Source organism: Pseudoalteromonas sp. TP27 (assembly GCF_056470645.1).
This window is the reverse complement of sequence record NZ_JARDAK010000008.1, coordinates 128132-154253: the sequence shown is the minus strand read 5'-3', so window position 1 is coordinate 154253 and position 26122 is coordinate 128132. Positions and strand designations below refer to the sequence as shown.

29 protein-coding genes are annotated in these 26122 nt (G+C 38.3%); 21 read left to right on the top strand and 8 right to left on the bottom strand.

Annotated features, from left to right (window positions below; genetic code table 11):
- Positions 1-10: 10 nt before the first annotated feature.
- On the bottom strand, positions 11-1558 hold the full coding sequence (locus PX700_RS11685; RefSeq protein ID WP_479520794.1) for a capsule assembly Wzi family protein: 1548 nt from the start codon (positions 1556-1558) through the stop codon (positions 11-13).
- A gap of 168 nt (positions 1559-1726) precedes the next feature.
- Between PX700_RS11685 and PX700_RS11680 the strand changes: the two genes are divergently transcribed.
- On the top strand, positions 1727-2800 hold the full coding sequence (locus PX700_RS11680) for a glycosyltransferase family 1 protein (protein WP_415636807.1): 1074 nt from the start codon (positions 1727-1729) through the stop codon (positions 2798-2800).
- Entirely contained in the window at positions 2797-3882 is a 1086-nt protein-coding gene (locus PX700_RS11675) for a glycosyltransferase (protein ID WP_415636808.1), read from the top strand. The genes PX700_RS11680 and PX700_RS11675 overlap by 4 nt, the downstream gene beginning before the upstream one ends.
- On the opposite strand, the gene PX700_RS11670 is transcribed toward PX700_RS11675, so the two are convergent.
- Positions 3875-4603, bottom strand: a complete 729-nt coding sequence (locus tag PX700_RS11670; RefSeq protein ID WP_479520793.1) for a 3-deoxy-D-manno-octulosonic acid kinase — start codon at positions 4601-4603, stop codon at positions 3875-3877. The genes PX700_RS11675 and PX700_RS11670 overlap by 8 nt on opposite strands.
- 122 nt (positions 4604-4725) lie before the next feature.
- Here PX700_RS11670 and PX700_RS11665 point away from each other — a divergent pair, with 122 nt between their 5' ends.
- From PX700_RS11665 to glpG, 6 genes are all read left to right on the top strand, one after another.
- Positions 4726-5784, top strand: a complete 1059-nt coding sequence (locus PX700_RS11665; protein WP_479520792.1) for a glycosyltransferase family 9 protein — start codon at positions 4726-4728, stop codon at positions 5782-5784.
- Positions 5784-6347, top strand: a complete 564-nt coding sequence (gene gmhB / locus PX700_RS11660; RefSeq protein WP_479520791.1) for a D-glycero-beta-D-manno-heptose 1,7-bisphosphate 7-phosphatase — start codon at positions 5784-5786, stop codon at positions 6345-6347. Before PX700_RS11665 ends, gmhB begins: the two co-directional genes overlap by 1 nt.
- 423 nt (positions 6348-6770) lie before the next feature.
- Positions 6771-7964, top strand: a complete 1194-nt coding sequence (locus PX700_RS11655; RefSeq protein WP_479520790.1) for a glycine C-acetyltransferase — start codon at positions 6771-6773, stop codon at positions 7962-7964.
- Positions 7965-8014: 50 nt separating this feature from the next.
- Positions 8015-9040, top strand: a complete 1026-nt coding sequence (tdh, locus tag PX700_RS11650) for an L-threonine 3-dehydrogenase (protein ID WP_002961053.1) — start codon at positions 8015-8017, stop codon at positions 9038-9040.
- 382 nt (positions 9041-9422) lie between these two features.
- Complete coding sequence (gene glpE, locus PX700_RS11645; RefSeq protein ID WP_479520789.1) at positions 9423-9740, top strand: thiosulfate sulfurtransferase GlpE; 318 nt, start codon at positions 9423-9425, stop codon at positions 9738-9740.
- On the top strand, positions 9737-10555 hold the full coding sequence (gene glpG / locus PX700_RS11640) for a rhomboid family intramembrane serine protease GlpG (RefSeq protein ID WP_479520788.1): 819 nt from the start codon (positions 9737-9739) through the stop codon (positions 10553-10555). The genes glpE and glpG overlap by 4 nt, the downstream gene beginning before the upstream one ends.
- A 10-nt stretch (positions 10556-10565) precedes the next feature.
- On the opposite strand, the gene PX700_RS11635 is transcribed toward glpG, so the two are convergent.
- Positions 10566-10955: a flagellar basal body-associated protein FliL gene (locus PX700_RS11635; protein WP_197193296.1), complete on the bottom strand. Its 390-nt coding sequence runs from the start codon at positions 10953-10955 to the stop codon at positions 10566-10568.
- Positions 10956-11109: 154 nt separating this feature from the next.
- On the opposite strand from PX700_RS11635, the gene PX700_RS11630 reads away from it, so the two are divergent.
- Together PX700_RS11630 and ubiA are read left to right on the top strand one after the other, a co-directional pair.
- Entirely contained in the window at positions 11110-11649 is a 540-nt protein-coding gene (locus tag PX700_RS11630; RefSeq protein ID WP_479520787.1) for a chorismate--pyruvate lyase family protein, read from the top strand.
- Positions 11646-12524 carry a 4-hydroxybenzoate octaprenyltransferase gene (gene ubiA / locus PX700_RS11625; protein WP_479520786.1) on the top strand — a complete coding sequence of 293 codons (879 nt, stop codon included), beginning with the start codon at positions 11646-11648 and terminating at the stop codon, positions 12522-12524. The genes PX700_RS11630 and ubiA overlap by 4 nt, the downstream gene beginning before the upstream one ends.
- Positions 12525-12561: 37 nt before the next feature.
- Here the strand turns inward: ubiA and PX700_RS11620 are convergent, their stop codons facing one another.
- The 3 genes from PX700_RS11620 to PX700_RS11610 form a co-directional block, all read right to left on the bottom strand.
- Positions 12562-13182 (bottom strand): 2OG-Fe(II) oxygenase, encoded by a 621-nt coding sequence (locus PX700_RS11620; RefSeq protein WP_415636815.1) that lies wholly within the window; start codon positions 13180-13182, stop codon positions 12562-12564.
- A gap of 91 nt (positions 13183-13273) precedes the next feature.
- Positions 13274-14158 (bottom strand): LysR family transcriptional regulator, encoded by an 885-nt coding sequence (locus PX700_RS11615; RefSeq protein WP_415636816.1) that lies wholly within the window; start codon positions 14156-14158, stop codon positions 13274-13276.
- A gap of 377 nt (positions 14159-14535) precedes the next feature.
- Positions 14536-14958 (bottom strand): DUF2721 domain-containing protein, encoded by a 423-nt coding sequence (locus PX700_RS11610; protein ID WP_415636817.1) that lies wholly within the window; start codon positions 14956-14958, stop codon positions 14536-14538.
- A gap of 75 nt (positions 14959-15033) precedes the next feature.
- On the opposite strand from PX700_RS11610, the gene PX700_RS11605 reads away from it, so the two are divergent.
- Genes PX700_RS11605 through tsaD form a run of 3 tightly spaced genes read left to right on the top strand, consistent with a single transcriptional unit; the run spans position 15034 to position 17023 of the window.
- Entirely contained in the window at positions 15034-15387 is a 354-nt protein-coding gene (locus PX700_RS11605) for a putative signal transducing protein (protein ID WP_479520785.1), read from the top strand.
- On the top strand, positions 15380-15970 hold the full coding sequence (locus tag PX700_RS11600; protein ID WP_007584732.1) for a YjaG family protein: 591 nt from the start codon (positions 15380-15382) through the stop codon (positions 15968-15970). The genes PX700_RS11605 and PX700_RS11600 overlap by 8 nt, the downstream gene beginning before the upstream one ends.
- 39 nt (positions 15971-16009) lie before the next feature.
- Entirely contained in the window at positions 16010-17023 is a 1014-nt protein-coding gene (tsaD, locus tag PX700_RS11595; protein WP_479520784.1) for a tRNA (adenosine(37)-N6)-threonylcarbamoyltransferase complex transferase subunit TsaD, read from the top strand.
- Positions 17024-17034: 11 nt separating this feature from the next.
- Here the strand turns inward: tsaD and plsY are convergent, their stop codons facing one another.
- Positions 17035-17646 (bottom strand): glycerol-3-phosphate 1-O-acyltransferase PlsY, encoded by a 612-nt coding sequence (gene plsY / locus PX700_RS11590; RefSeq protein WP_166420962.1) that lies wholly within the window; start codon positions 17644-17646, stop codon positions 17035-17037.
- Between the two features lie 392 nt (positions 17647-18038).
- Between plsY and folB the strand changes: the two genes are divergently transcribed.
- The 8 genes from folB to trmB all read left to right on the top strand — a co-directional run bounded on the left by folB (position 18039) and on the right by trmB (position 24200).
- Positions 18039-18398, top strand: a complete 360-nt coding sequence (folB, locus tag PX700_RS11585) for a dihydroneopterin aldolase (RefSeq protein ID WP_479520783.1) — start codon at positions 18039-18041, stop codon at positions 18396-18398.
- On the top strand, positions 18399-18887 hold the full coding sequence (folK, locus tag PX700_RS11580; RefSeq protein ID WP_479520782.1) for a 2-amino-4-hydroxy-6-hydroxymethyldihydropteridine diphosphokinase: 489 nt from the start codon (positions 18399-18401) through the stop codon (positions 18885-18887).
- Positions 18884-19684, top strand: a complete 801-nt coding sequence (locus PX700_RS11575; protein ID WP_479520781.1) for an undecaprenyl-diphosphate phosphatase — start codon at positions 18884-18886, stop codon at positions 19682-19684. The genes folK and PX700_RS11575 overlap by 4 nt, the downstream gene beginning before the upstream one ends.
- Positions 19685-19860: 176 nt before the next feature.
- Positions 19861-21216 (top strand): UDP-N-acetylmuramate:L-alanyl-gamma-D-glutamyl-meso-diaminopimelate ligase, encoded by a 1356-nt coding sequence (gene mpl / locus PX700_RS11570; protein WP_479520780.1) that lies wholly within the window; start codon positions 19861-19863, stop codon positions 21214-21216.
- A 1-nt stretch (position 21217) separates the two neighbouring features.
- Complete coding sequence (locus PX700_RS11565) at positions 21218-21838, top strand: flavin prenyltransferase UbiX (RefSeq protein WP_007584746.1); 621 nt, start codon at positions 21218-21220, stop codon at positions 21836-21838.
- Positions 21838-22767: an ABC transporter ATP-binding protein gene (locus PX700_RS11560; RefSeq protein WP_415636824.1), complete on the top strand. Its 930-nt coding sequence runs from the start codon at positions 21838-21840 to the stop codon at positions 22765-22767. The genes PX700_RS11565 and PX700_RS11560 overlap by 1 nt, the downstream gene beginning before the upstream one ends.
- Positions 22768-23535, top strand: a complete 768-nt coding sequence (locus PX700_RS11555) for an ABC transporter permease (protein WP_165739646.1) — start codon at positions 22768-22770, stop codon at positions 23533-23535. It begins immediately after the preceding gene.
- Positions 23535-24200 (top strand): tRNA (guanine(46)-N(7))-methyltransferase TrmB, encoded by a 666-nt coding sequence (gene trmB, locus PX700_RS11550; RefSeq protein ID WP_415636825.1) that lies wholly within the window; start codon positions 23535-23537, stop codon positions 24198-24200. The genes PX700_RS11555 and trmB overlap by 1 nt, the downstream gene beginning before the upstream one ends.
- Here trmB and PX700_RS11545 read toward each other — a convergent pair.
- Positions 24197-26080, bottom strand: a complete 1884-nt coding sequence (locus PX700_RS11545; protein WP_479520779.1) for an EAL domain-containing protein — start codon at positions 26078-26080, stop codon at positions 24197-24199. The genes trmB and PX700_RS11545 overlap by 4 nt on opposite strands.
- Positions 26081-26122 lie beyond the last annotated feature (42 nt).

Below are 26122 nucleotides of genomic sequence, written 5' to 3'. Positions count from 1 at the left end.
CGTTACTTTATTAAAAGTTATATTCGTACTTGGCAAATGCTGATGTATCGTTTTCAGCACCGTCGTTATTAGATGCAAAAGCACCTAAAGTAACGCGGCCGCCCATAGAAAGCATTCTGTAACGAAGTTCTAACTGCTTAGAGCTAAACCCTGTTTTAGTAATTGTATTTCCTAAGTCAGGATTGTTAGGGTAACGATCGCGGTTGTCACTATTATAATCAACACTGCGCAGTTTTACCTGCCAATCATTACCATTTGATAGTTGACCTAATAGGGTTAAAACAACTGATTGGGCATCGTTATCATAAGTTGAACCAATAGTACGGCCGTGATAACGATAACCTGATTTATATTCAGTGTGTTCGTAATAGCAATTTTCAGTTGTAGACTCTGCTGAACATGAAACACCTGTATCTATATATTCAACATTTGCCAATATATTTTGATCGTATATACGCTGTGTTGTCTGTACACCAAATAAGTAAGCTCTATCAGCGGGTTTAAACTGCGAACTAGCATCTTCACCTATAGTACTGGCATAAACTGCATATGGTTGATCAAATAAGGTATCTGACCAACGAATGTCAACACCGGCAAGTTGGTTACCAATTTTAGAATCCAGAGCGCTATCACAGCTTTCACTGCCATTAGCACATGCCGTTTGCCCTGTAATAACATCAATAAAATCACCGGCTGAACTAGGCTGACCGTCACCGGCCCATTGTGCAGACCAGCTAAGTGCAATTTCTAACTGTTGAATAGGGCGAAAATTAACACGAGTGCTCCACAATAACGCATCAGGAATAACTCGCGTAGATTCAAGTTTTGCCATTTGTGCAGTAAAGCCCCATTGGCCGATCCAACTTAACCATGGTGTTTCAAAAGCGGTACTTTTTTCTCGAGTAACACTAAGCGCAGGTAAAGGTTTTGCATTACCAGACATAATTAAGCTGTTATCAACACCTGGGCCCCAAAATTGTTCAACAGCACCCGCTCTAAAAATCCAGTTACCTAAGCGGTATGCTAAGTAGCTGTCATCAAATGAGGTGTCGTTACAATCAGTTAAAGCTTGCTCATTAGTGGCTATATCGTCAGTCGTTTTACCATCTACTAAACATTTTTTACCATCTTTACGATGATTTACAGCTATTTTAGCCGCAAAGTTATCACCTAAATAGGAGTAAGCAGCAGAAAGCTCGGTTTCTTGAGTATCAGTTGCACCAAAGCTCGTTGCTACAATAGGATCTGTCGCTGCAAATGCTGAAAATTGAACGCTATGCGAACTACTGTTCTCTGATTTATACCGGTGTTTAACGCGTAATAAAGCATCCTGTAAACTTGGAGATAATTGCTCCAGCGGCATGCTTTCAACATCACTTATAAAACTCTTCCACATAAGCGGGTAGGTGGTTACAGGCGCCAAAATAACACCCGCATCAGCTAATTGTTGGATATCAGCTCTTAAACCGTAATCATCAGGCTTTACCCAGGGTTCAGCATTTACTGATGCGCTTACTGCGCAAAAAAGAGTAGAGAGAAGAAAAATTCTGTTTCGCAAAGTTCAGATCCTTGTGATTTGTATTGTGGCTAAGTTTATCAATCAAAGCGGTGAAATGCAGTAAATAATCAATTTATTAGTGTTTATTTGAATGTATAAATAAAACCCGTCTATCGTAAAAACTATGGTGTTGGTATACTACTGATCAAATAGAAAATTGAGAATGTAATGAGTAACAAACGACTTTTATTTATCCCTGTATCATCACCACAAGGTATTGGTGAATATATGCGCTCGTTGTTGTTGGCTCAGAGTTTACAAAGTGAACTTGCAGACTCTCTCGATATTCACTTTATACTAAATAAACATACAAGCTACGCAAAAGACTGCCCTTTTGAAACCACACTACTCGAGCACTCCGCGACTAAAGAGCTAGATTCTGTTTGCGATTTTATAGAAACGTTTAAACCCGATATCGTTGTTTTTGATTGTGCAGGGCGTGCAGGGCATATGAAAGCGGCCAAAAAGGTAGGCGCTAAAGTTATATTTATTTCTCAGCATGCAAAAAAACGTGCAAAAGGATTAAAACTTAACAGAATTAATTTAATTGATACACATTGGGTTGTACAGCCTGATTATTGTATTGAGCCACTTACATGGGCTGAAAGTACGAAGTTAGGCATGTTTCCCTTAGCACATCCCCGTAATGTAGGGCCTTTCGTTGCGTTTTCTTCTAGTGTGCAAAAGCGGGATGTTTTGAATCGCTATAATTTAGTATCGAATGACTACTTTATTGTTAATGCTGGTTCAGGCGGGCATAGTGTAAATAATCTCAATTGCGCTGATATATATTTTGAAGCTGCACTTAAAGCAACTAGACTCACAGGCTTAAAAGCCGTTGTTGTGTTTGGTCCAAATTATAACAAAAACATACCTAAAAGTGATGAGCTTATTTGTTTAGCAAGTCTGCAAAATACTGATTTTTTAGCATTAATGAGTCAAGCTAAAGTTGCATTACTAAGTGGCGGCGATACCCTACTACAAGCAATTGCCGTTAAAACACCTATTGTTGCATGTGCAATTTCTAAAGATCAAAATACACGTTTGGATCACTGTGTTAATACGGGTGTTGTAATTAAAACAAATCTTGATATAGATGAAATCACTACAAAAATAGCTCAAGTTATTACCGAGCCTTTTTATAGTGAGTTTATTGATAAATATAACCAGCTTGATAATTCAAATAGTTACGATGTAATAATTAATGGTATAAAAAGTATGCTCACAGGGGAAAGTCAATGAATGTTGTTATTGTAATAGATTCACTCATGGGTGGAGGAGCTGAAAAAGTAATGCTTACTTTGGCTGAAAAAATGGCGAAACTACATCACAATATCACTATCTTATCTCTTGCTAGCAGTGTTGAATATGATATTCCTGATATAGTTAATGTTGATAATTTATTTCCTGATAGAGCATCTAAAGTAGATCGATTTTGGCAGCGTAAAAAGAGTGTTTTAGCCTTGGAAACTTGGTTTGAAAAAAAACAAAGTGAAGTAGGTCATATTGATTTAGTGCTTTCAAACCTCGACAGAAGTAATAATTTACTCTCAAAAAGTAATGTTAAAAATGTTCATTTTGTAATTCATAACTCCGTCAATGCAGAACTTGCCCGTCAAAAAAAGTTAGGTCCATTTTCTTATTTATATCTTAAAAAAAGTAAGCAAAACCTCAATAGAAAATCACTTGTTTGTGTCTCAAAGGGTGTTGAAAAAGAAATAACACAAGGGGATTTAATTAACCCAAGTGCTATTACAACAATTTATAACCCGTTCGATTTTGAAAAAATAAGACAACAAGCAAGCGAGCAAAATAATAATATTCTTAATGAGCCTTACTTGATTCACGTAGGAAGGCTCGCCAAACAAAAGCGCCACGATATATTATTTTCAGCATTTGCAAAGCTTGATAAAAAATACAAGTTAGTTCTTTTATGTAATAAACCTGCAAAAGCGTTAAAGCTTGCACAGCAATATGGCATAGAAAAACAGTTGGTAGTACCTGGGTTTCAACAAAACCCATATAACTGGATTAAGCATGCTGAGGCATTATTGTTGAGTTCTGATTTTGAAGGATTTGGGAATGTAATTGTTGAAGCTTTGGCTGTGGGCACCCCCGTAGTTAGCACTAATTGTACATTTGGACCAAGCGAGATATTAACAGGCGAGCTAAGTAAATACTTAGTACCTATTCAACAAAGTGAGACATTAGCCAATGCAGTTAAGCAGGTGCTGGCAGATAAGCCAAATGTAGAAAACGCAGATATTTTAAAACAAGTACAGGCAGAGCAGGTTGCTCTGCAGTATTTAGCGCTAGTTAATTAGCGCCTGATAAAGCTTTTAGGTAGTTGCTGTGCAGAGTTTGCCAGTCACTCAGTTGCCAATTAAATACATCATTTCGACCTTGTTCTTTTAAAAATGAGCGCTCAAGTCGTTCCATATTACTTTGTTGCCATTGTGGATTGGGCGTTTTTATTTCACCTCTATCAAAGTCGATAATATACACATCACCAGTATCATCAAACAAAATATTATTAATGTTTAAATCAGCGTGGTATACACCGTTTGAATGAAATAGTGCGATTGTTTTAGCAATGCGCTCCAACTCACCTTCGGTCAATGGGCGTTCAATTAATATATCAAGTACACTTTTAGCGCCTGTAACGGCCTCGGTAATAATATCACCACGATAAATTAACCCGCTGCGAGTTACTTTAGCTGCAATAGGAGTTGGTACGTTTAAACCAAGCTCTATAAGTTTACTCATTAAGCTAAACTCTTTATACATACGGGTTTGTTCAAGCCCTGGATATAAATATTGATCGCTTAGCAATTTACCCACTAAGCCACCGCGCCAATAATGCCTAAGTACGGCTGTTAAATTATCTTGTTTAAAAAACCACGCAGTTGCTCTGCCTTTTTTAGCGCCCACAATTTTATTTTGTTGTTGCCAATAATTTGCATCAAACCAATCTAACGTAATTTGGTTTGTGTATTTAGGGTGGCTTAATACAGTGTGGTTGCCTTGCACGTGTTGTTTAAACATAGCTCTGTGTAATTGCTAAATAATGTGTCTATATTAGCGCGTTTTAAAGCTCAGGATAAGTGCTTGCAATAGCGTGATTATAATTTAAGATCGGCTTTTGTATTTAATACCTAAGGGAATGTGTGACTCAAGCTCCTAATTATTCATCTATTTGTATATTAAGACTCTCAGCTATTGGTGACGTATGTCATGGTGTGAGTGCAGTACAAGCTATCCAAAAAGCACATCCTAATGCAAAGATTACGTGGGTTATTGGTAAAATAGAAGCCATGCTACTTGCCGATTTACCGGGTGTTGAGCTGGTGGTATTTGATAAAAAACAAGGTAAAGCAGCACTTAAAAGCTTAAAACAGCGCTTTAAAGACCAACAATTTGATGTGTTACTTAACATGCAAGTTGCACTAAGAGCTGGGTTTGTAGCGCGTTGTATTCCTGCAAAAGTAAAAATAGGATTCGATTGGGCGCGCTCAAAAGAATTGCACAGTTTGTTTATTAATAAACGCATAGACCCACAAGCCCAGGCGCACGTTCTTGAAGGCTTTAAAGGTTTTGCTAAAGCCATTGGTGTTGCTGATTATAAACCCAGCTGGGACATGCCATATACAGAGCAAGACCAAGCGATTGCTGACGAATTGCTCACGGCTGAGTATTTAACGAATAAACTATTTGTAATATCGCCGGCAGCAAGTAAAGCACAGCGTAATTGGTTACCTGAGCGTTACGCGGCACTGGCTGATTACGCTAATGAGCAAGGTTTTAAAGTTGTACTCACTGGCGGCCCAACTGATCTTGAAATTAACCTAGCAAATAGCATTATAGAGCACAGCAACACGCCTATTTTAAACTTGGTGGGTAAAACGAAACTCAAAGAATTGTTGTGCGTGTTAAAGCGTGGCAGCTTAGTACTCGCACCCGATACAGGCCCTGCACATATGGCGGTAACTGTGGGTACGCCGGTTATTGGTTTATATGCGCACTCAAATCCAGCACGCACAGGCCCTTACTTATATCAAGATTACGTGGTTGAGGTTTATCACCAAAATTTGCTTAAGCAAACAGGTAAAACGGCTGAGCAAGTGCCGTGGGGTACGCGCGTTAAAGGCGATGATTTAATGAGCCAAATTACGGTTGATGATGTAAAAGCGATGTTTGATCATGTTGTACAAAAAGAGTCTTTGTAATGAATGAGCAACAAAAAAATAAAGCGCTTTTTTTAGACCGAGATGGTGTGGTAAATGTTGATCATGGTTATGTGTATCAAAGCGAAAAGTTTGAATTTATTGACGGTGTTTTTAACGCCTGTAAGACATTTTATGATGCGGGCTATAAAATCATAATCGTCACTAATCAATCTGGAATAGGACGAGGTTATTACACCGAGGCTGATTTTTTAGCACTAACGCAATGGATGAAAGCTCAATTTAGTGCGCACGGTATTAAAGTTGCCGATGTGTATTTTTGCCCTCATCACCCTAAAAAAGCGCTACCAGAATATTTAAAACAATGCAGTTGCAGAAAGCCTGCACCAGGTATGTTATTACAAGGCATACAAGAGCATAACATCGACTCTGCTTGCAGCATTATGGTGGGCGATAAACTCAGTGACATCCAGGCCGCGAAAAAAGCGGGTATTTCGACCCGTGTTTTAGTTCGCTCAGGGCAAAGTTTTGACGAAAGTGCAAAACAAGAGGCTGATTTAATTATCGATTCTATAAATAATTTACCCGCACTTTTAAATACATAAATAAACTAAACAGATTAGGGTCTGTTGATCTTTGTAGATTGAAATTTGTTCAAACTAGGGGCTGTTTAATCGCGGCGCGAGATTTGTAACCTAGTGGGCTAAGTAAAAACCGAGCAACAAAGAGTAAATAGCCCCTAGAAAGAACCCTTTGGGCAGCGCCTGTTTGGTCTTTATGCTACGTTATCGCAATAACCACACTGCATAGGCTCTGCCTTGCCTAAATACCAAACAGACTGCTGCAAATTCAACCTTGAAAGATCAACAGACCCTAAGTTGTAAACTGGCAGGAATTCCTTCCAGTTTATGGCGTTTAGGACGAACTACAAACCGTGCATTTTTCCCATTAAACTTTTACAATACCCCACATAATAAACTGCCATTTAAATGTGGTTGTTTACCCGTTCAAATAAATGGAGAACACAGATGAGAGCATCTGCTTTTTTTAGCCAGCTACAACAGCAAATTGAAGACGTAAAAACCGAAGGTTTGTATAAAAGCGAACGTATTATTAAGTCCCAACAGCAAGCTCAAATTGAAGTTTCATCAGGTAAAGTAATCAACTTTTGTGCTAATAACTACTTAGGTTTAGCTAATAGCCCAGAGCTAATTGAAGCGGCGCAAAACGGTTTAAAGAACCATGGTTTTGGTGTTGCGTCTGTTCGTTTTATTTGTGGCACGCAAGATATCCATAAAACGTTAGAACAAAAAATCAGTGAATTTTTAGAAACAGAAGATACAATCTTATATTCTTCATGTTTTGATGCAAACACAGGCTTGTTTGAAACCATTTTAGGCGCAGAAGACGCTATTATTTCTGATTCTCTAAACCATGCATCAATTATTGATGGTGTACGTTTGTGTAAAGCTAAGCGTTTTCGTTATGCAAATAACGACATGGCTGATCTTGAAAAGCAACTTATTGCAGCAGATGAAGCTGGCGCTAAAACTAAACTAATTGCTACCGATGGCGTGTTTTCTATGGACGGCGTTATTTGTAATTTAGAAGCGGTTTGTGACCTAGCTGATAAATACGATGCACTTGTAATGGTTGATGACTCTCATGCAGTCGGCTTTGTTGGTGAGAACGGTAAAGGTACACCAGAGTACTGTAATGTATTAGACCGTGTAGATATTATCACCGGTACATTAGGTAAAGCGCTGGGCGGCGCATCAGGCGGTTATACATCGGGTAAAAAAGAAATTGTTGAGTGGTTACGCCAACGTTCACGCCCATACTTGTTCTCAAATTCATTAGCGCCTTCAATTGTTACTGCATCAATTAAAGTACTTGAAATGCTAGAAAATGGCGGCGAGCTTCGCGCTAAACTTTGGTCAAATGCTAAATATTTCCGTGAGCAAATGGAAGCTGTTGGTTTTACGTGTGCAGGTAAAGATCATGCAATCATCCCAGTAATGCTGGGAGATGCAAAAGTAGCCTCGTTAATGGCTGATAAGTTACTTGTTGAAGGTATTTACGTAACTGGTTTTTCATTCCCTGTAGTACCAAAAGGGCAAGCCCGCATTCGTACACAAATTTCAGCGGCGCATAGCATTGAGCAACTCGATATTGCTATTGATGCATTTACCCGCATTGGTAAAGAAATGGGCGTTATTTAATTTTATTTTAAACCGAAGCCTTGCTTCGGTTTTTTAGTTGAGTGTGAATTATGAAAGCATTATCTAAATTAAAAGCAGAACCGGGCATTTGGATGACAGATGCGCCAAAGCCAGAAGTAGGTCACAACGACTTACTAATTAAAATTCGCAAAACAGCTATTTGCGGCACCGACGTACATATTTACAAATGGGATGAATGGGCAAGCAAAACTATTCCTACTCCAATGGTTGTTGGTCACGAATATGTTGGTGAAGTAGTTGATATGGGACAAGAAGTTCGCGGCTTTAAAGTTGGTGACCGCGTATCAGGTGAAGGCCATATTACCTGTGGTCATTGTCGAAATTGTCGTGCTGGGCGTGTACATTTATGCCGTAATACAACAGGTGTTGGCGTAAATCGTGAAGGTGCATTTGCTGAATATTTAGTTATTCCTGCATTTAATGCATTTAAAATTCCAGATAATATTTCTGACGAATTAGCCTCTATTTTTGACCCATTTGGCAATGCAGTGCATACCGCATTATCGTTCGACTTGGTTGGCGAAGATGTACTGATCACGGGGGCAGGTCCAATTGGTATTATGGCAGCGGCTGTTGCAAAACACGTGGGTGCTCGCCATGTTGTTATTACCGACGTGAACGAATACCGTCTAGACTTAGCACGGAAAATGGGCGCATCACGCGCTGTAAACGTTGCTAACGAAAAGCTTGAAGATGTAATGAAAGAGCTAGGTATGACAGAGGGTTTTGATATTGGCCTTGAAATGTCAGGTGTGCCAAGCGCGTTTAATTCAATGCTTAATAACATGAACCACGGCGGCAAAATTGCCATGCTAGGTATTCCACCATCAGATATGGCGGTTGACTGGAACCAAGTTATTTTTAAAGGCTTAGTGATTAAAGGTATTTACGGTCGCGAAATGTTTGAAACGTGGTACAAAATGGCAAGCTTGATTCAATCTGGTCTTGATTTGAATCCAATCATTACACATCAGTATTCTGTGGATGACTTCCAAGCTGGCTTTGATATGATGATTTCAGGTCAGTCAGGTAAAGTAATTTTAAACTGGGATTAACTCCCACCTAAATTACAAGAAGGGCGGCTCTAGGGCCTGTTGACCTTTCAGGATTAAAATTCGTTCAATCTAGGGGCTATTTAATCGCGGCGCGAGGTTTGTGACCTAGTGGGCTCGGTAACTGCTCCTGCGTTACTCTACTGGCTTACATCCATGTAAGAATAAGTAAAAACCGAGCAACAAAGAGTAAATTGCCCCTAGGCAGAACCCTTCGGGCAGCGTATGTTTGGCATTTGTGCTACGTTATCGCCTATTTATGGGGAATAACCACACTACATAGGCTCTGCCTTGCCTAAATACCAAACATACTGCTGCAAATTTAACCTCGAAAGATAAACAGGCCCTAGCCGCCTTTTTTATACTATTAATTAAAGAGACTTCAATGGCATTTAAACATATTTCTATAGCGAAAACGTTAGAACTTTTAGATAAAGAAGACGTTGTAATTGCAGATATTCGCGATCCTAATTCGTATCAAGCAGGTCATATCCCAGGTTCTGAGGCACTTTCTAACGGTAATATTGCCCAGTTTATGATGGAAAAAGAATTCGATCAGCCAATTATAATTGTGTGCTATCACGGTATGAGCTCTCAAGGCGCCGCTAGTTATTTAGTTGAGCAAGGTTTTGAAGATGTGTACAGCATGGATGGTGGTTTTACCGCTTGGGAAGCAGCTTACAGCGAGAAAGTAGAGCGATGATAGAGCTCGGCAGTTTAAATAACCCGCGCGCCGCACAAGGCTTTATAGATTATTTAAAAAGCCAAGGTTTAGATGCAAAGATACACTCGGCAGATGGCAGTAATGTTATTATTAGTGTGACTGAGGAGGACTTTCATCAAGTTCAGCCGTTATGGGCTGAATTTACACAAAACCCTAATCATGAAAAATACCTACAAGCATCTTGGGATGTAGGTAGCACGCAATCGCCGCTTAAATATCAAGGGCAATCACTTAATCTGATAACCCGTTTTAAAGCGCTCAGCTGGTTAAATCAAACCGTAAGTATTGTAAGCGTTATAATTTATTTTGCTTTTTTACTAGGTGGTTTTGAGACCATTTACACTATGATGCAGTTTAAACCTACGCAGCCTTTAAGTTGGTTAACGCCCGCGCTCGTACATTTTAGCGCGATGCACATAGTGTTTAACTTAATTTGGTGGATGTCGCTTGGTGACAATATCGAAAAACAATGCGGAAAACTCAGTTTAATAGGCTTGTTTTTAGTGACTGCACTTATTAGTAATTGGGCACAATATTTAATGGTTGGTCCCAACTTTGGCGGTTTGAGTGGCGTAGTATATGGGTTACTTGGTTTTTGTTGGATTCATAGCTTTTTAAATCCGAACAAACCTGCGCTGGTTAGTACCGCAATTATTGGCTTTATGTTGATTTGGTTAGTGCTTGGATTTGCAGACGTATTGTTTGTTGGTATGGCTAATTGGGCGCACTTAGGTGGATTAGTTAGCGGTATGGCTTTTGCCTATACCGCCAAAATATTTAACGTAAAACGTTAACCGTTAAATATTAATGATATAAATATTTAGTGAACAAGACTTCACGGATGATCTCTTGTCCTGTTTCTTCTTTTAACAGGCTTTTTAGTTTTTCGGCGCACTTTGCACGTATTTCTTCTCGACCAATAAGTGATTTTATTTTTTCTTCTGGTTCTTTAGATAATATTTTGACAAGTGCATCACGAAGCAGAGGAGTATGGTGTTCAACAATTGCGATATCAGTTGTATTATCAAGCATTAAATCAACACTGACGCGCACATATCCCATTTTTTTATTTGAGTAACTGATGTAATTGGTTACTATATCTGGCTGAAACCCAAAATAACCAACTGTAGATTCAGCACGAGCTATAAAGCTTACAAAGAATGTAAAAAGATATACGTATACTATTTTTTTCATATTTAAAGCGTTTCTAAAAACCTGTTATAAATAGTTTATACTTAATAGTAGGTAATAAACAGCGCCAACCAATTATTTATGGTTATAAAACATCACTTTTTCAAATGCTTTTGCAATGGTATCATTCTGTTGTTTTTTATTTTGTTGAGCTATTGTGATTACTTATCCCCTGTCTATGTCTGCTAATTGGCAGTTCACTTCTTATGTAAGTGATTTATCTCCTCTAGAGCGAGAGTGGCTTTTTGAGCCTAACTCTTTAACGGCTAAATTAAAAAGTAACTCAAAAATTTTTAGTGTAAAAGTATTAAGTGAGCAGTTATTTACTTTAAGCCTAGAGCAAAAGTTATTACTAAACAGTACTGCTAAAACGGCGATTAATCGAGAAGTACTTTTATTGTGCGATAACAAACCTATGGTGTACGCACAAAGCTGGCTTCCTAAAAATGATTCGAGCAATCCTTTGCACAATATGGGCGAACGACCTCTTGGTGATGTGATATTTCAAGACCCTGGACTAAAACGAACTGATATAGAAATTGCTTCTTTTGATGCCAAGCATCCCGTTCAGCAATTAGTTGCAAAATTAAACTTACCTGAAAAAAACTTGTTGGGTCGCCGAAGTGTATTTTCACTCAAAAAATATAAGTTTTTAGTGTGTGAAGTATTTTTACCCGGGGCGTATTTATACTCATGAGATTAGCTACTTTAAAGCCAAAACATATTCCTTACTACATACAGCTAATGCGTATAGATAAGCCCATTGGTACCTTGTTATTACTTTGGCCAACATATTGGGCTTTGTGGCTTGCTAATAGCGGAATGCCTAGCTTACTCAACTTTATCGTATTTACATTAGGTGTGGTTGTTATGCGAAGCGCAGGGTGCGTAATTAATGACTTTGCAGATAGGAAAATAGATGGCTCTGTAAAGCGTACTGCTCAGCGACCGCTTGCTTCAGGGCAGGTTTGTAGTGGTGAAGCACTTAGCCTATTTTTACTGCTAATTGTTATAGCATTTATTTTAGTATTAATGCTGAGCGTTAATACTATTTTGCTTTCTTTTGGGGCGTTGGCTTTAGCCTTTTGTTATCCCTTTATGAAGCGCTATACACAATTACCTCAAGTTGTTTTAGGAGCTGCATTTGGTTGGGCTATTCCAATGGCGTATATGGCTTCAATTAATGGTTTACCATCGCAAGCATGGCTATTATTTATAGCTAATATTTGTTGGACAGTCGCCTACGATACGATGTATGCCATGGTTGATAGGGATGACGATTTAAAAATAGGGGTAAAATCAACCGCTATTTTATTTGGTAAATACGACCGCCACATTATCTTTTTACTTAATGCCGTATTTATAGCGCTGGTTGCTTTTATTGGTATAAGTAATCATTTAAGCGTCGCATTTGGAGTAGGTTTAAGTGTTGCTGCTGGTTTATTAGCCTACCAACAAACGCTTATTCATAAACGAGAGAGGGACGCCTGCTTTAAAGCATTTTTAAATAATCATTATGTGGGTTTGGCTATTTTTATGGGATTATTACTTTCATACCCAATGGCATTTTAAAGCCACAATAAAGGCTGTTAAAATGCACTATTTAGAGCTACCTGGGCGGATCAATAATCCCACTAATTGAAGCGTTTTTTCTAAACCACCCAGCAATAGAGTAGCGCTCATCAACTGCGGGAAGTACTTCGTGAGTAAAGCGCTCGCTTTCAAACATAACTAATGTACCAGCCGTTGGTTTAATCGTTATTTCTACTTCTTTACTTTTAGGTTTATAAATAACAAGTTCGCCACCTTGCTCAGGCGTATTTAAATAAAGCACCGTTGTAAATACACGATTAGATCGACCTTTAAATGCATCTAAGTGCTTTTTGTAAAAGTCCCCCTGTGTATATTTTGCATAATGGCATTCGTAATCAAATAGCCCCATAAAAAAGCTGCGATTTAATGTGGTCTTTATACTTTGCATTATTGCTTGATAAGTAAGCTGTGCTTGAGAACTGCCGTCAAACCAATAGGTTTTGTCAGTACGAATAGTTTTATCTATTTGTAAGTTATTTAATCGACCAATACCGGCAAGGCTAAAGTGGGGGTTTATACGGTGACAATCTGCAACTAAATCGTTAACTAAATCTGCAATAAGCGCGTTATGAATTACGGTGTATCCTTGGCGTTCTATATCATCTAAATAGACATCAGGACCAAAAAGTGTGTTCATCCACATCAGCTGTTTAAAAAAGGTGCGACAGTGTAGCCGAAAAGCGATTTAAAGCTACTGTTTATTACGCCGCACTTTTTAAAATATTGGATTAGCTAAATGTAGCTCCCGCTTTCTTTATAAGCGATAGTAAATGCTCTACATGTTCAGTAATAGAGGTTTGCTGGCTTGTCTGCACAATAAGCTGTTCATGACTTAAATCTTTATTGGTTTTTAGTTGTACTAACTCAGGGTGTTCAGCAATTGTGTTTGCATGCTCAATACTTGCAATCGCAAAGTGATCTGACTTAACGACGCCAGCCATAACTTGATCAATACTGCCAACTTTAATGCTTGATGACTTATTTAAGGAGTCAATTGCTTCATTAAGCATTGTTTGCACTTGTTTCGATTGAGAGAAACAACCGTACATAGGGTAGTTATCGAGATCTCGCTTGCTTATATCGTTTTTATGAACAAGTGGATGATTATTCGAAACAAACAATACAATTTGATCTGGTAAGTGAATATCGCTGCCAATACTATTAATAGCTTGCGAGTAAACACTTATATCTATTTCTCCTTGTTGGAGTCTGCGTGTTAGCTCTTGTTGGTCTTGTAACTGCATTTCAATTTTTATATGTGGATATTGAGCTAAAAATTGCCCACAAGAAATAGGCACAATGCTACTTGCCTTATTGGTATAGCCAATAACCAGCTTTTCGTTAGCATTACCGTTTACTAATTGAAAAATCCGTTTTTTCGTTAGCTCAAGCTCCGATAGAGTCGTTTTAGCATATTCAAGAAAAAGTTCGCCTTCTGGCGTTAATTTAACTGAGCGTGTTGAGCGTTTTACTAGCTCATATCCCATTTCAGATTCAAGTGTTTGAATGCTGCGCGTTAGCGCTGAGGTGCTGATTTGGGTTTGTTCAGCTGCTTGTCTAAAGTGACGTAACACTCCAAGTGCTACAAATTGCTCTAATTGTTCAAATCTCACTTTATAGTCCTTTTTTATAAGTAAGTCGCAGATACAGCGGACATCAAATATATTAATTTTTATTCTAAAGTTTAGTAAAATTTTATATTGAAATATATTTGCTAGTTCATACATGTTTCCAGCAGGATACCCCCCTTTTAGTATTAATTAAAGAAAAAAGCGACCAAATAGTATTGCTTTTTTAATTTAAGACTAGTTGTTTATTGTTATTTATTTATATTTATGCAATTAAGTTTTTGGTAAAGTTATTGCCACTCAATGAGTTGGTTAAGTTAAAATGGAAAGGTTATTCTAAATTATGGAAGAGTATGGCCTTAAATAGTGCGCTATATAGTACATAATGATGACAAACAATAGCGTGCTGGCGACACGCTAAGTTATTTCACAAAATTCCGGCTAATCCTATTGCTTAATGGTTTGTTTTCAATGCTTTGTAGTTCTATTTCAATTGCATCGCAGGAAATATGTATTTCAAATAAAGACGTTAATAACGATAGACTTAAGCAAGCTAAGCTAATGCCAAATAAAATAATCCCCGTGGTGTTAAATTCAATAAATAAAGCAAACATCGAAAATGTACACAGTAAAAAAGAGGCGACTCCGTACACTTGCATTGTTCTAATTAACTTAATACGTTTACGTAAGTTAGTGATTTGGGCCACTACAACAGGTCGGATAGATTCACCTTCACGTGCATTTAACTCCCTAATTAATTGCGCTAAAACTAAAAATCGGTTTGTATAGGCTAATAATAGCAGTGATATCGCCGGAAAAAGTAAGCCCGGGGTTGTAAGTGTCATGTTTATTCCTTAAAAGTGCAGCATGTTAGTAATCTAGCGCAGGATATTGTTAACACAAAATAAATGAGGTGAATATTGCAAAATATTAATAATAAGAACTCAACAGATAGCTCCTTTCAGTGGGTTACAATTTATAAAGCCGAAAACACCCTTGAAGCTAATATTATTAAAGGTTTAATACAAACCAGTGGCATTGAATGTCAAATTAAAGGAGAGATGCTGCAAGGCGCAATGGGAGAAATTCCATTTGATCAAACACAAGTTAGTGTGCAGGTTTATGCGATAAAAGAGCGCCATGCGCGACAAATATTGGTAAACTATCAACAAGTAAAACAATCCGCTCCAGATTGGGTATGCCCTAACTGTAATGAGCATAATGGATCAACATTTGATTTTTGTTGGTCGTGTGAGACGTTAAAGAATGACTAAAGCAAATAATTTTCAGCGTATTAGAGAGCTTAACTATTTACAAAAAGCTGTTTTAGCAAGTGCTTTAATAGAGCGAATGCTGCCAAATTACGGTTTATTTAGCGAAGCAACGGGGTTTGGTGATGAAACCTTACTCCGTAATTCACTTAATGTTTGTTGGGAAAAAATATTACTGCCAAAAAGTAAAATAGATCTCGAAAAACAAGTTGAAAAAATAGAACCGAATGTTCCTGAACTTGCTGATTTTGATATGTTTGGTACTTACCCTGCTATTGATGCTGCAACGTCTTTACTTAGCTTAATGCACGGTTTAATGGCACAAGATGAGCAAGAGTTCATTAGTGTTAGTAAAATTTCTCAAGCAACCGTAGCGCGCTTTATTGAGTATCAAATGACGGTTGAAGGTGAGGTTGCAGATAACACAGCTGTTAGAGAGCATCCATTAATGCAATACGAAATTGAAGTATTAGGTGAGCTAATTGATTTTGTAGAAAATATGGGGCGCATTACCTCTGATAGCGTAAAGGCACTTAAAAAGTTTGCCCTAGAAGATGGCCAAACAAATATTGGTCTTACGTTATAAAAGTAGCAAAGTAAAAATTTAAAAGGCAGGAGAAGTACAGTGCGAATTTTAGGCATTGAATCGTCATGTGATGAAACAGGTATTGCAATATACGATGATGAAAAAGGCTTGTTAGCTCATCAATTATACAGCCAAGTAAAAGTACACGCTGATTATGGCGGTGTCGTGCCTGAACTTGCATCGCGCGATCATGTTCGTAAAACGCTACCACTTATTGATGCTGCATTTGCACAAGCGGGTTGTGGCCCAGAAGACTTAGATGGCATTGCTTATACTGCAGGCCCAGGTTTAGTTGGTGCATTATTGGTAGGTACTTCTATTGGCCGTTCATTAGCGTACGGTTGGGATATTCCTGCTGTTGCAGTTCATCATATGGAAGGGCATTTACTTGCTCCCATGCTTGAAGAAAACATCCCTGAGTTTCCGTTTATAGCACTACTTGTATCGGGCGGCCATACCATGATGGTTAAAGTAGCGGGTATTGGACAATACGAAGTACTGGGCGAGTCAGTTGATGATGCTGCAGGCGAAGCCTTTGATAAAACCGCTAAGTTACTTGGTCTTGACTACCCTGGAGGTCCGCGCTTAGCTAAAATGGCTGAACAAGGCGTTGCGAAGCGCTTTATTTTTCCTCGTCCGATGACAGACAAACCAGGTCTTGATTTTAGTTTTAGTGGTTTAAAAACAGCAGCATCAATTACTATTCGTGAAAACGACGATGATGAGCAAACTAAAGCTGATATAGCGCATGCATTTCAAACTGCAGTTATTGATACGCTGGTTATTAAATGTAAGCGTGCGCTTAAACAAGCCGGTATTAAGCGTTTAGTAATCGCCGGTGGCGTAAGTGCAAATACACAACTACGTTTACAGCTTGAACGCGTAATGAAAGGTATGAAAGGCGAGGTGTTTTATCCACGTACTGAATTTTGTACCGACAACGGTGCAATGATTGCTTATGCAGGAATGCAACGTTTAAAAGCAGGGCAATTTGCCACGCTTGATATGAAAACAAAACCTCGTTGGCCAATAGATAGCCTTGAGCCGATTTAACTGCTCATATTTTAAAGATTTTTGTTTTCATCAGTGGGTGCTTTTTTAGCGCCCACTTTTGGTTCGTCCCCACTAAATAATCTAATAACATTAGTACGATGACGAAATATAATTAACAGCGTAATAAAAGCAACAGGAAGTGTATAAAGTGGTTTTATCAGCCATGTATATAAAGGCGCTAAGGATACAGCTACAAGCGCTGCAAGTGATGAATAGCGTGTTATTGCTACAACAACGAGCCAAGTGCATACAAGCAAACCAGCTAACGATAAGCCAATAGGTAATAACGATCCAAATGCAGTTGCTACAGCTTTACCGCCTTTAAAGCTAAAAAACAGTGGGTACATATGGCCCAAGCAAGCTGCTACAGCGACTAAACCAAGCTCTAAAGGTTCAACTTCTAAAAAATAAGCGCCCCAAACCGGAATAGTCCCTTTTAAAATATCAAACACTAAAACCAAGCAAGCCGGAAATGCTCCGCCTAATCTATAAACATTTGTAGCGCCTGGGTTGTTAGAACCACTATTACGAGGGTCGGGGAGTTTGAACAACCGCGACACTAAAATAGCCGACGAAATCGACCCAAGTAAATAAGCTAAAACAAACATTATAGTGGCTAACACACGCTTCCTTATTTTTTAATTGCTATACCAATTGATAGTGCTTTTAAGCTATTATTGGCAGCAAAATTTATCGTGAAAATTATTAACAGGCTATTTAGTAGCTAGTTTATACCAACCTGCATAAATCTTTGAACAATTTAACGAATTAAATTGCACTATAACGTCGTTAGAAATTTTTTATTTAGAACAACTAGATAAAAAAATTTTTGCCTAGTTCTAGCGTGATTTCCTTAACGTTAAATAGACCCCGTATATAAGCAGATTGGTATTAGTTATTTTGCTATTGTAGAAGTTATTTTTACATATTTAAACACTGGTTAAACCATAGTCAGTATTAATTTTATTAATGCTTTGTATAGTTGCTTAGTAGTTTGTTGTTATTTGGAGTATCAATGGATAAGGTTTTTATATCTCAATTGCACGTCGACACCATCATTGGAGTGTACGACTTTGAAAAAGAAAGTAAACAGAGCCTTTATTTTGATATTGAAATGCTCAGCGATATTAAGCCTGCAGCCGCAAATGACGATATTAATTTAGCACTGGACTATTCAAAGGTCAGTGAGCGCGTTATTCAGCACTGTATGGCTAAGCCTGTTGAGTTGCTTGAGACTCTTGTAGAACAGCTAGCACATATTATTTTGACGGAGTTTAATACGCCACAAGTTACCATTAGAGTAAGTAAACCGGCAGCGGTAGCGCAAGCACAAACTGTGGGTGTTGAAATTACGCGCGTTAAGGCAACTGACTAAATGGCTCAAATTTATATCAGCCTAGGGTCAAATATAAATAAAGCGCATTATATACAATGTGCATTAATTGCACTTAAGCAGCACTTTGAGCACATAGTGCATTCGTCTGTTTTTGAAAGTGAAGCAGTTGGGTTTGCTGGCAATAATTTTTATAATTCAGTAGTTGGTGCATCAACGGATATGCCATTGGTTGATGTATGCGCTTTATTAAAGCAAATAGAGCGCGATAATGGTCGTAATGCAAGCGACAAAAAATTTAGCCCGCGTACACTCGATTTAGATTTACTGTTTTATGATGATGTAATTTGCGATTCCCCTGCGCAACTACCACGTAATGAAATAACTAAAAATGCATTTGTATTACAACCTCTGAGTGAGGTTGCCCCAGATTTTTATCATCCTGTAGCTAAGCAAACAATTGCCCAGTTATGGAATGAATATAATAATCCTCAACAAAAACTATGGAAGGTGGAGTTTTCTAATCTATGAGTATTATCGAAATAATTATTTTAGCCCTCATACAGGGATTTACTGAGTTTTTACCAATATCGAGTTCTGCGCATTTAATTCTCCCATCGCAAATATTAGGGTGGGAAGATCAAGGGCTTGCGTTTGACGTAGCAGTACATGTTGGTACTTTAATAGCCGTTGTTATTTATTTTCGTAAAGAAGTAGTAGATATACTCACTGCATGGTTTAAATCATTTGGTAAGCAAGGCACTACCGATGACAGTAAATTAGGCTGGTGGATTATACTCGGTACAGTGCCTGCTGCTATTTTAGGATTACTTTTAAAAGACTTTATTGAGTTGTATTTGCGAAGCGCTTGGGTCATTGCCACAACAACCATCGTATTTGGTTTACTACTTTGGTACGCCGATGTAAAAGGTAAGCAAATTAAAACTATTTACCAGCTCAATTGGAAAACGGCACTTATTATTGGCTTTGCGCAAGCTGTTGCAATGATCCCGGGTACTTCTCGCTCAGGTATCACGATGACCGCTGGTTTAATGTTAGGTATGAATAAGCAAAGCGCAGCGCGTTTTTCTTTTTTATTGGCGATCCCTATTATTTCTATGATGGGGCTTTATTATATTGCAGAGCTTGCATTGGGTGATCATGTAGTTGATTGGTATACATTATTACTTGGTGTGGTGCTATCGTTCTTATCGGCTTATGCATGTATATTTATGTTTTTAAAAGTAATAGAGCGAATGGGTATGTTGCCATTTGTGATATATCGTTTACTACTCGGTGTAGGTTTGATTATTTTTTTAATTATGTAGCAAATAATCGCCTAACAAAAAAGCCTTCTGACTAAGAAGGCTTTTTTGTTATTAAGTGGACATTTTGGCAAGAGTGAAATGCTTTACTGTAATGGTAACTAAGCACTAATTTTGGCATTATAGCGCCATTAAACTTTGCATAGCTGCAAAGTGAGCATACGATTTAAGGAAAGTATATGCATATACATATTTTGGGCATTTGTGGCACGTTTATGGGCGGTATTGCTGCTATTGCTAAATCGTTGGGTCATAAAGTAACGGGTTCTGATCAAAACGTTTACCCACCAATGAGTACGCAACTTGAAGAGCTTGGCATTGAACTGACTCAAGGCTACAACGTTTCTCAATTAGAGCCAAAACCAGATATGGTGGTTATTGGTAATGCAATGAGCCGTGGTAATCCGTGTGTTGAATATGTGCTTGATAAAGGCTTGCCTTATACTTCCGGTCCTGAATGGCTCAAGCATAATTTATTACAAAACTCGTGGGTACTTGCTGTAGCGGGTACCCATGGAAAAACGACCACGGCGAGTATGCTGGCATGGGTTTTAGAATATGCGGGTTTAAAGCCTGGTTTTTTAATTGGCGGCATAGTCCAAAATTTTGGTGTATCGGCCAAAATAGGTGAAACGCCATTTTTTGTTATTGAAGCGGATGAATACGATACTGCTTTTTTTGATAAGCGCAGTAAGTTTGTGCATTACCTTCCGCGTACACTTATTTTAAATAATCTTGAATTTGATCATGCTGATATTTTTGAAGATTTAAACGCAATAAAAAAACAATTTCATCACTTAATGCGTACATTACCTCAAAGCGGCAAGGTAATTTGGCCTAAGCAAGACGTAGCGCTTAATGATGTAATAGCACAAGGGCTTTGGAGCGAAAGCGAAACTCTAGGCGATGACTGGGGCTATGAATTAATAAAAGCCGATGGCAGTGAGTTTAATGTACTTTTAAATAACGAAAAGCAAGGCACTGTTCGCTGGCAATCATTCGGTGAGCATAACGTTAAAAATGCAATTATGACTATTGCAGCAGCGCGCCATGTGGGTATAGCTATTGATCATAGTATTGATGCCTTAGGAGAATTTATTAGCCCTAAAAGGCGTATGGAGCTAAAGGCTGATATAAATAATATTAAGGTGTATGACGATTTTGCGCATCACCCAACAGCAATTAAAACTACGCTTGCAGGACTGCGCGCAAAAGTAGGCGATGAAAAAATTATCGCTATTTTAGAGCCACGCTCAAACACTATGAAAATGGGTGTGCACCAATATACATTATTAGATTCACTGCGTGATGCTGACGACGTACTACTTTTTGAACCAGAGAATCTAAATTGGTCGTTAAAAGAGCAAGCAGATAAAGCGGGCATGCAGTGCTTTAGCAGCACACAAACAATTATTGATACAGTGCTTGAAAATATTGAGCCTAATCAACATATTTTAATTATGAGCAATGGCGGTTTTAATGGCCTTCATCAACACCTTGTTGATGGTTTAGCTGATAAATACAGCGGAGAATAGTGTGCAATTTAAAGATAGAATTACGCTCGCTTTTAGCGGTGCATCAGGTGCGCCTTATGGTTTAAGGTTACTTGAAGTGTTGCTTGAGCAGCAATTTCAAGTTTACGTACTTATCTCAAGTGCAGCGCGAGTGGTGCTTGATACAGAATCAAATATTAAGCTCTCTGGTAATGAAGATAAAGCCACTGAGCAGTTAAGTACGCTGTTTAATGCTAAATCTGGGCAGTTAAAAGTATACGGTAAAGATAACTGGTTTAGCCCTGTGGCTTCGGGCTCTGCGGCACCTAAAAAAATGGTGGTATGTCCATGCAGTGCTGGGTCGGTTTCTGCAATTGCAGTAGGGGCGTCAGATAATTTATTAGAGCGTGCTGCTGATGTGGTAATTAAAGAACGCGGACAGTTAATTTTAGTGCCGCGCGAAACACCGTTTAACGAAATTCATTTAGAAAACATGCTTAAGTTATCTCGTTTAGGGGTGACAATTATGCCAGCAGCGCCTGGCTTTTATCATAAGCCACAAAGTATTGAAGACTTAGTTGATTTTATGGTGGCGAGAATTTTAGATCATTTAAACATTGAACATAACCTAACAAAACGTTGGGGTTATGGTGAGGGTAAGTAATGAATAAGCAAAATATTGCTTTAAATATAGAAGGCCTTACCAAGGTTTATAAAAATGGTGTTGAGGCTATTAAGGGCGTTGATTTACAAGTTCATGAAGGTGACTTTTTCGCTTTGCTTGGTCCAAACGGAGCCGGTAAATCAACCACGATTGGTGTTATTTCGTCGCTTGTTAATAAAACAAACGGCAAAGTAGAAGTATTCGGTTGCGATATTGATACTGATTTAGAAGCTGCAAAAGCGCATTTAGGCTTAGTGCCACAAGAGTTCAACTTTAGTCAGTTTGAAACACTTAGCCAAATACTTGTTAACCAAGCCGGTTATTATGGTGTGCCACGTGGCGAAGCCCATAAACGTGCTGATAAGTACTTAGCGCAGCTTGGCTTACTTGAGAAAAAAGACAAACAAGCACGTACGCTTTCAGGCGGTATGAAACGCCGCTTAATGATTGCGCGTGCCCTTATGCACGAACCAAAATTGCTTATACTTGATGAGCCAACGGCAGGTGTAGACATAGAACTTCGTCGTTCAATGTGGGATTTTTTACGCCAAATAAATGAGCAAGGCGTTACCATTATTTTAACCACGCATTATCTTGAAGAAGCAGAGTTGCTGTGTAAAAACATCGCTATTATTGATTCTGGTCGAATTGTTGAAAACACCACGATTAAAGCATTGCTTGCAAAGCTTGATAAAGAAACCTTTATTTTAGATTTAAAAATGCCAGCAAACCCTGTAACGCTTGATGGCTACAAATTCACCATGACAGACGATCACACTGTTGAAGTCGAAGTAGCTAAATCACAGGGCTTAAACGCGGTATTTAGCGCATTAACAACTCAAGGTAATACAGTGTTGAGTATGCGAAATAAAGCAAACAGACTAGAAGAATTATTTGTAGGATTATTAGAGCAAGGGCGGGGCGAATAAATGTTTAAATATGGCGTAGCCTTAAAAAGTTTATGGATCAAAGAGTGCATTCGTTTCTTACGTATTTGGGTGCAAACCTTAGTACCGCCAGCAATTACGATGAGCTTATATTTTGTTATTTTTGGTAACTTAATTGGTTCACGAATTGGCGATATGGGTGGCTTTAGTTATATGGAGTTTATTGTACCTGGCCTTATAATGATGTCGGTTATTACTAACTCTTATTCCAACGTAGCCTCTAGTTTTTACTCAACAAAGTTTCAAAAAAGCATTGAAGAGCTTTTAGTTGCACCTGTACCTAACTACATAATTGTACTGGGTTATATGGGTGGCGGCATGACACGTGGCATTATGGTAGGCTTTATAGTGACCTGTGTATCGTTGTTGTTTGTAGATATTCAAATACATAATATTTTTGTAATAATGGCGACGGTTATTTTAACTTCCGCTGTATTTGCTTTAGGTGGTTTGATTAATGCGATTTATGCAAATAGCTTTGACGATATAAGCATTATCCCCACCTTCATTTTAACGCCATTAACTTATTTAGGTGGTGTATTTTATTCGATTACCCTATTGCCTGAATTTTGGCAAAATGTATCACAAGTAAACCCAATTATTTATATGGTTAACGCGTTCCGTTATGGCTTTTTAGGTGTGTCGGATGTTGATTTAAGCGTGGCTCTTGGGGTTATTTTAGTATTTATAACAGCGTTATTTACATTAGCGCTTACATTGATTAAAAAAGGTGTGGGGCTAAGACACTAATGAGTGATGCAAATTCACGTAGTATTGTATCTAATCAAGCGGGTATTCACGAAAAGCTTGATGAAATAGTAAATAAGCACTTAGGTGCTGAGTTTAAAAAGCCAATTGCAGCGCATACTCAAGCTGCATTTGACGAGATTAATGCTAAAGTACAAGCCTTTAGTGGCCCGCTTATTTTAGACTCGTGCTGTGGCGTGGGTGAAAGCTCAGCTAACTTAGCTAAGCGCCACCCTGATGCACTTATAATTGGTATTGATAAATCGTCGCACCGATTAGATAAGCACGATGTTGAATATAAGCAAACCGACAGTGGTCAGTACATCTTAGTGCAAGCCGACTTAAATGACTTTTGGCGCTTAGCGGTTGCTGCTAATTGGCAACCTACGCACCATTATTTGTTGTATCCAAACCCGTGGCCTAAATCTAAGCATATTCGTAGGCGCTGGCATGGAGCAGCTATTTTTCCGTTTATCGTTAAGTTAGGTGGGCAATTAGAAGTGCGCAGCAATTGGGATATTTACGTGAAAGAGTTCGCAAGGGCGCTTGAATTAACTGGTAACCCTTGCGATGTAACTCTTTATGAGTCAGACGACGCAATAACGCCTTTTGAGCGTAAATACTGGGCCAGTGGCCAGCAAAGCCACCGTTTAGTTATTAATCTTTAAAGTATTGTTTCTTCTTCAGTTACAGTATTAACATGTGGTACTGGGTGGGCAAAATAGTTGCCTTGCATTAGTACCACATTCGCTTTTTTAAGCGCGGTTACTATGGTCGCATTATCTACCGACTCGGCCATTAGTTGCAAACCAAGCTGATTAGCGAAACTGGCTATATGTTCAATAAACAAATAAATGTTTTTGTCATTCACTATTTGCTGTATTAGCGCGCCATCAAGTTTAATACCATCTACTTCTAATTTAAGTACATTTGATATATTTGAGTAACCACTACCAAAGTCATCAATAATAACCTTAACGCCTTTTGTTTTAACCATACCAATAAATGCTTTTACTTCAGAAAAGTTAGCAATAGCTTGGGTTTCTAAAAGCTCTAACGTGATGTTGCTTGGGTGCGGGTAACGCTTTAATTCATCAGCAATAAACTCGCTCAAATTAGGATCGAGCATATCTTGTGCTGTTATATTTAAGCTCCAGCAAATATCGGTTTTTCTAAAGCGGCTAACACATTGTGAAAATAGTGTGCGGGTCAATAAGCCGTCCATTCTTGAGCGGGTAACAACATTTAAAAATGCATCAGGTTTTAACACTTCCCCTTGCGCTGTTACCATTCGAGCTAAACATTCGTACTGAACAACCTTATTGGTATTAGTATCAATAATAGGTTGAAAGTAAGGCACAATGCGGTTGTTATCAAACGCTTCACGTACTTCTTTAGCCATTTCAACATTGTATTGATATTGTGTTTTTACATCGTGTAGTGCTTTTGAGTAGTTAACGACGTTGTGTCTACCTTGCTTAGCCTGTAGAGCCGCTATATGCGCATTTTCGAGTAATAGCGATTTATTACCACTGGCAATACCTGCACAAAGGGTTATATAAATAAAAGGGTCGGTTAATACTGGCGTATTAAAGTTATAAGTTTTTACTAGGTCAGTAAATTCGTCATTACCCATTTCTTTAGGCGCGAGCAATACTATTTTGTTGGTTGCTAATCTGTATATATAGCAATGTGCAGAGCTTCTAAGCTTAAAGTGAGTAAGTAAGTTTTTCATTACCTTATCGCCCACTTCAGTACCATAAAAGCTGTTTATATCTTCTATTTCATTAACCCAAATAACGGCTAATTGCATGTGATGGGCATTACTTTTTTTAATGTAGTATTCAAGCGCGATATAATTTGAAAAGCCAGTACTTGAGTCAGTTGCTAAAGAGCGTTTGAGTAAATAAATATATATGGCGGCAACAAGCAATGCGATAAAAAAGAAGAAGCTAGCCATTGCAGCAGCCTTCGATACGCTTTCTTTAAGTTGTTGGTTTAAATTGTACATAGTTATATCGGCGCCCGTTAAATAGGTATTGCCGTTATTTGGGTCAACGTAAGGAATAAAAATAGTTTTAAAATGACCCCACTGATCGCTCGATATTTCAAATACAGGCTCTGTTGAATAAAAAGCACTTAGGTTGGCATCGGTGGCTTCAGGATAGAGATCTAAAAATTGTGTAACTTTGCCATTATTTTGATCGTCTTGCGTGTAGCTTGATGAGCTAAAAAGAACCTTTCCGTCTTTTAAAATCATTGAATACACATAAGCAATATCAAGTGCTTGAGCAAACTCAGAGAGCTGTTTACTCTTATTTTGATAGTAAGAAAAGCTTATATTATCGCCTTGATTAACCGCACTTAAGTAATTTTCACCTAGAATATGTTTAACGCTGGTGGCGGCGTTAAGTAAGCGATTATCAACCGACTGCATTATTTCGGCACGCGTGGTTTGGTAAGTGTAGTAAACGTAGGTAAGCAAGCTTATTAAAAACAAGCTAAAGCCCGCCACTATCCAACTAACCTTTACTCTTCCTTCTGGCATATGTGTCCCTTTTTTGTTATCAAATTTATTATACCCAAAATA

What these genes read in the sequence shown, in the direction of transcription:
- PX700_RS11680 (WP_415636807.1), top strand. Translation starts at nt 1,727, where the DNA reads ATGAGTAACAAACGACTTTTATTTATCCCTGTATCATCACCACAAGGT.
- PX700_RS11675 (WP_415636808.1), top strand. Translation starts at nt 2,797, where the DNA reads ATGAATGTTGTTATTGTAATAGATTCACTCATGGGTGGAGGAGCTGAA.
- PX700_RS11670 (WP_479520793.1), bottom strand. Translation starts at nt 4,603, where the DNA reads ATGTTTAAACAACACGTGCAAGGCAACCACACTGTATTAAGCCACCCT.
- gmhB (WP_479520791.1), top strand. Translation starts at nt 5,784, where the DNA reads ATGAATGAGCAACAAAAAAATAAAGCGCTTTTTTTAGACCGAGATGGT.
- PX700_RS11655 (WP_479520790.1), top strand. Translation starts at nt 6,771, where the DNA reads ATGAGAGCATCTGCTTTTTTTAGCCAGCTACAACAGCAAATTGAAGAC.
- tdh (WP_002961053.1), top strand. Translation starts at nt 8,015, where the DNA reads ATGAAAGCATTATCTAAATTAAAAGCAGAACCGGGCATTTGGATGACA.
- glpE (WP_479520789.1), top strand. Translation starts at nt 9,423, where the DNA reads ATGGCATTTAAACATATTTCTATAGCGAAAACGTTAGAACTTTTAGAT.
- glpG (WP_479520788.1), top strand. Translation starts at nt 9,737, where the DNA reads ATGATAGAGCTCGGCAGTTTAAATAACCCGCGCGCCGCACAAGGCTTT.
- PX700_RS11635 (WP_197193296.1), bottom strand. Translation starts at nt 10,955, where the DNA reads ATGAAAAAAATAGTATACGTATATCTTTTTACATTCTTTGTAAGCTTT.
- ubiA (WP_479520786.1), top strand. Translation starts at nt 11,646, where the DNA reads ATGAGATTAGCTACTTTAAAGCCAAAACATATTCCTTACTACATACAG.
- PX700_RS11620 (WP_415636815.1), bottom strand. Translation starts at nt 13,182, where the DNA reads ATGAACACACTTTTTGGTCCTGATGTCTATTTAGATGATATAGAACGC.
- PX700_RS11610 (WP_415636817.1), bottom strand. Translation starts at nt 14,958, where the DNA reads ATGACACTTACAACCCCGGGCTTACTTTTTCCGGCGATATCACTGCTA.
- PX700_RS11600 (WP_007584732.1), top strand. Translation starts at nt 15,380, where the DNA reads ATGACTAAAGCAAATAATTTTCAGCGTATTAGAGAGCTTAACTATTTA.
- folB (WP_479520783.1), top strand. Translation starts at nt 18,039, where the DNA reads ATGGATAAGGTTTTTATATCTCAATTGCACGTCGACACCATCATTGGA.
- folK (WP_479520782.1), top strand. Translation starts at nt 18,399, where the DNA reads ATGGCTCAAATTTATATCAGCCTAGGGTCAAATATAAATAAAGCGCAT.
- PX700_RS11575 (WP_479520781.1), top strand. Translation starts at nt 18,884, where the DNA reads ATGAGTATTATCGAAATAATTATTTTAGCCCTCATACAGGGATTTACT.
- mpl (WP_479520780.1), top strand. Translation starts at nt 19,861, where the DNA reads ATGCATATACATATTTTGGGCATTTGTGGCACGTTTATGGGCGGTATT.
- PX700_RS11560 (WP_415636824.1), top strand. Translation starts at nt 21,838, where the DNA reads ATGAATAAGCAAAATATTGCTTTAAATATAGAAGGCCTTACCAAGGTT.
- PX700_RS11555 (WP_165739646.1), top strand. Translation starts at nt 22,768, where the DNA reads ATGTTTAAATATGGCGTAGCCTTAAAAAGTTTATGGATCAAAGAGTGC.
- trmB (WP_415636825.1), top strand. Translation starts at nt 23,535, where the DNA reads ATGAGTGATGCAAATTCACGTAGTATTGTATCTAATCAAGCGGGTATT.
- PX700_RS11545 (WP_479520779.1), bottom strand. Translation starts at nt 26,080, where the DNA reads ATGCCAGAAGGAAGAGTAAAGGTTAGTTGGATAGTGGCGGGCTTTAGC.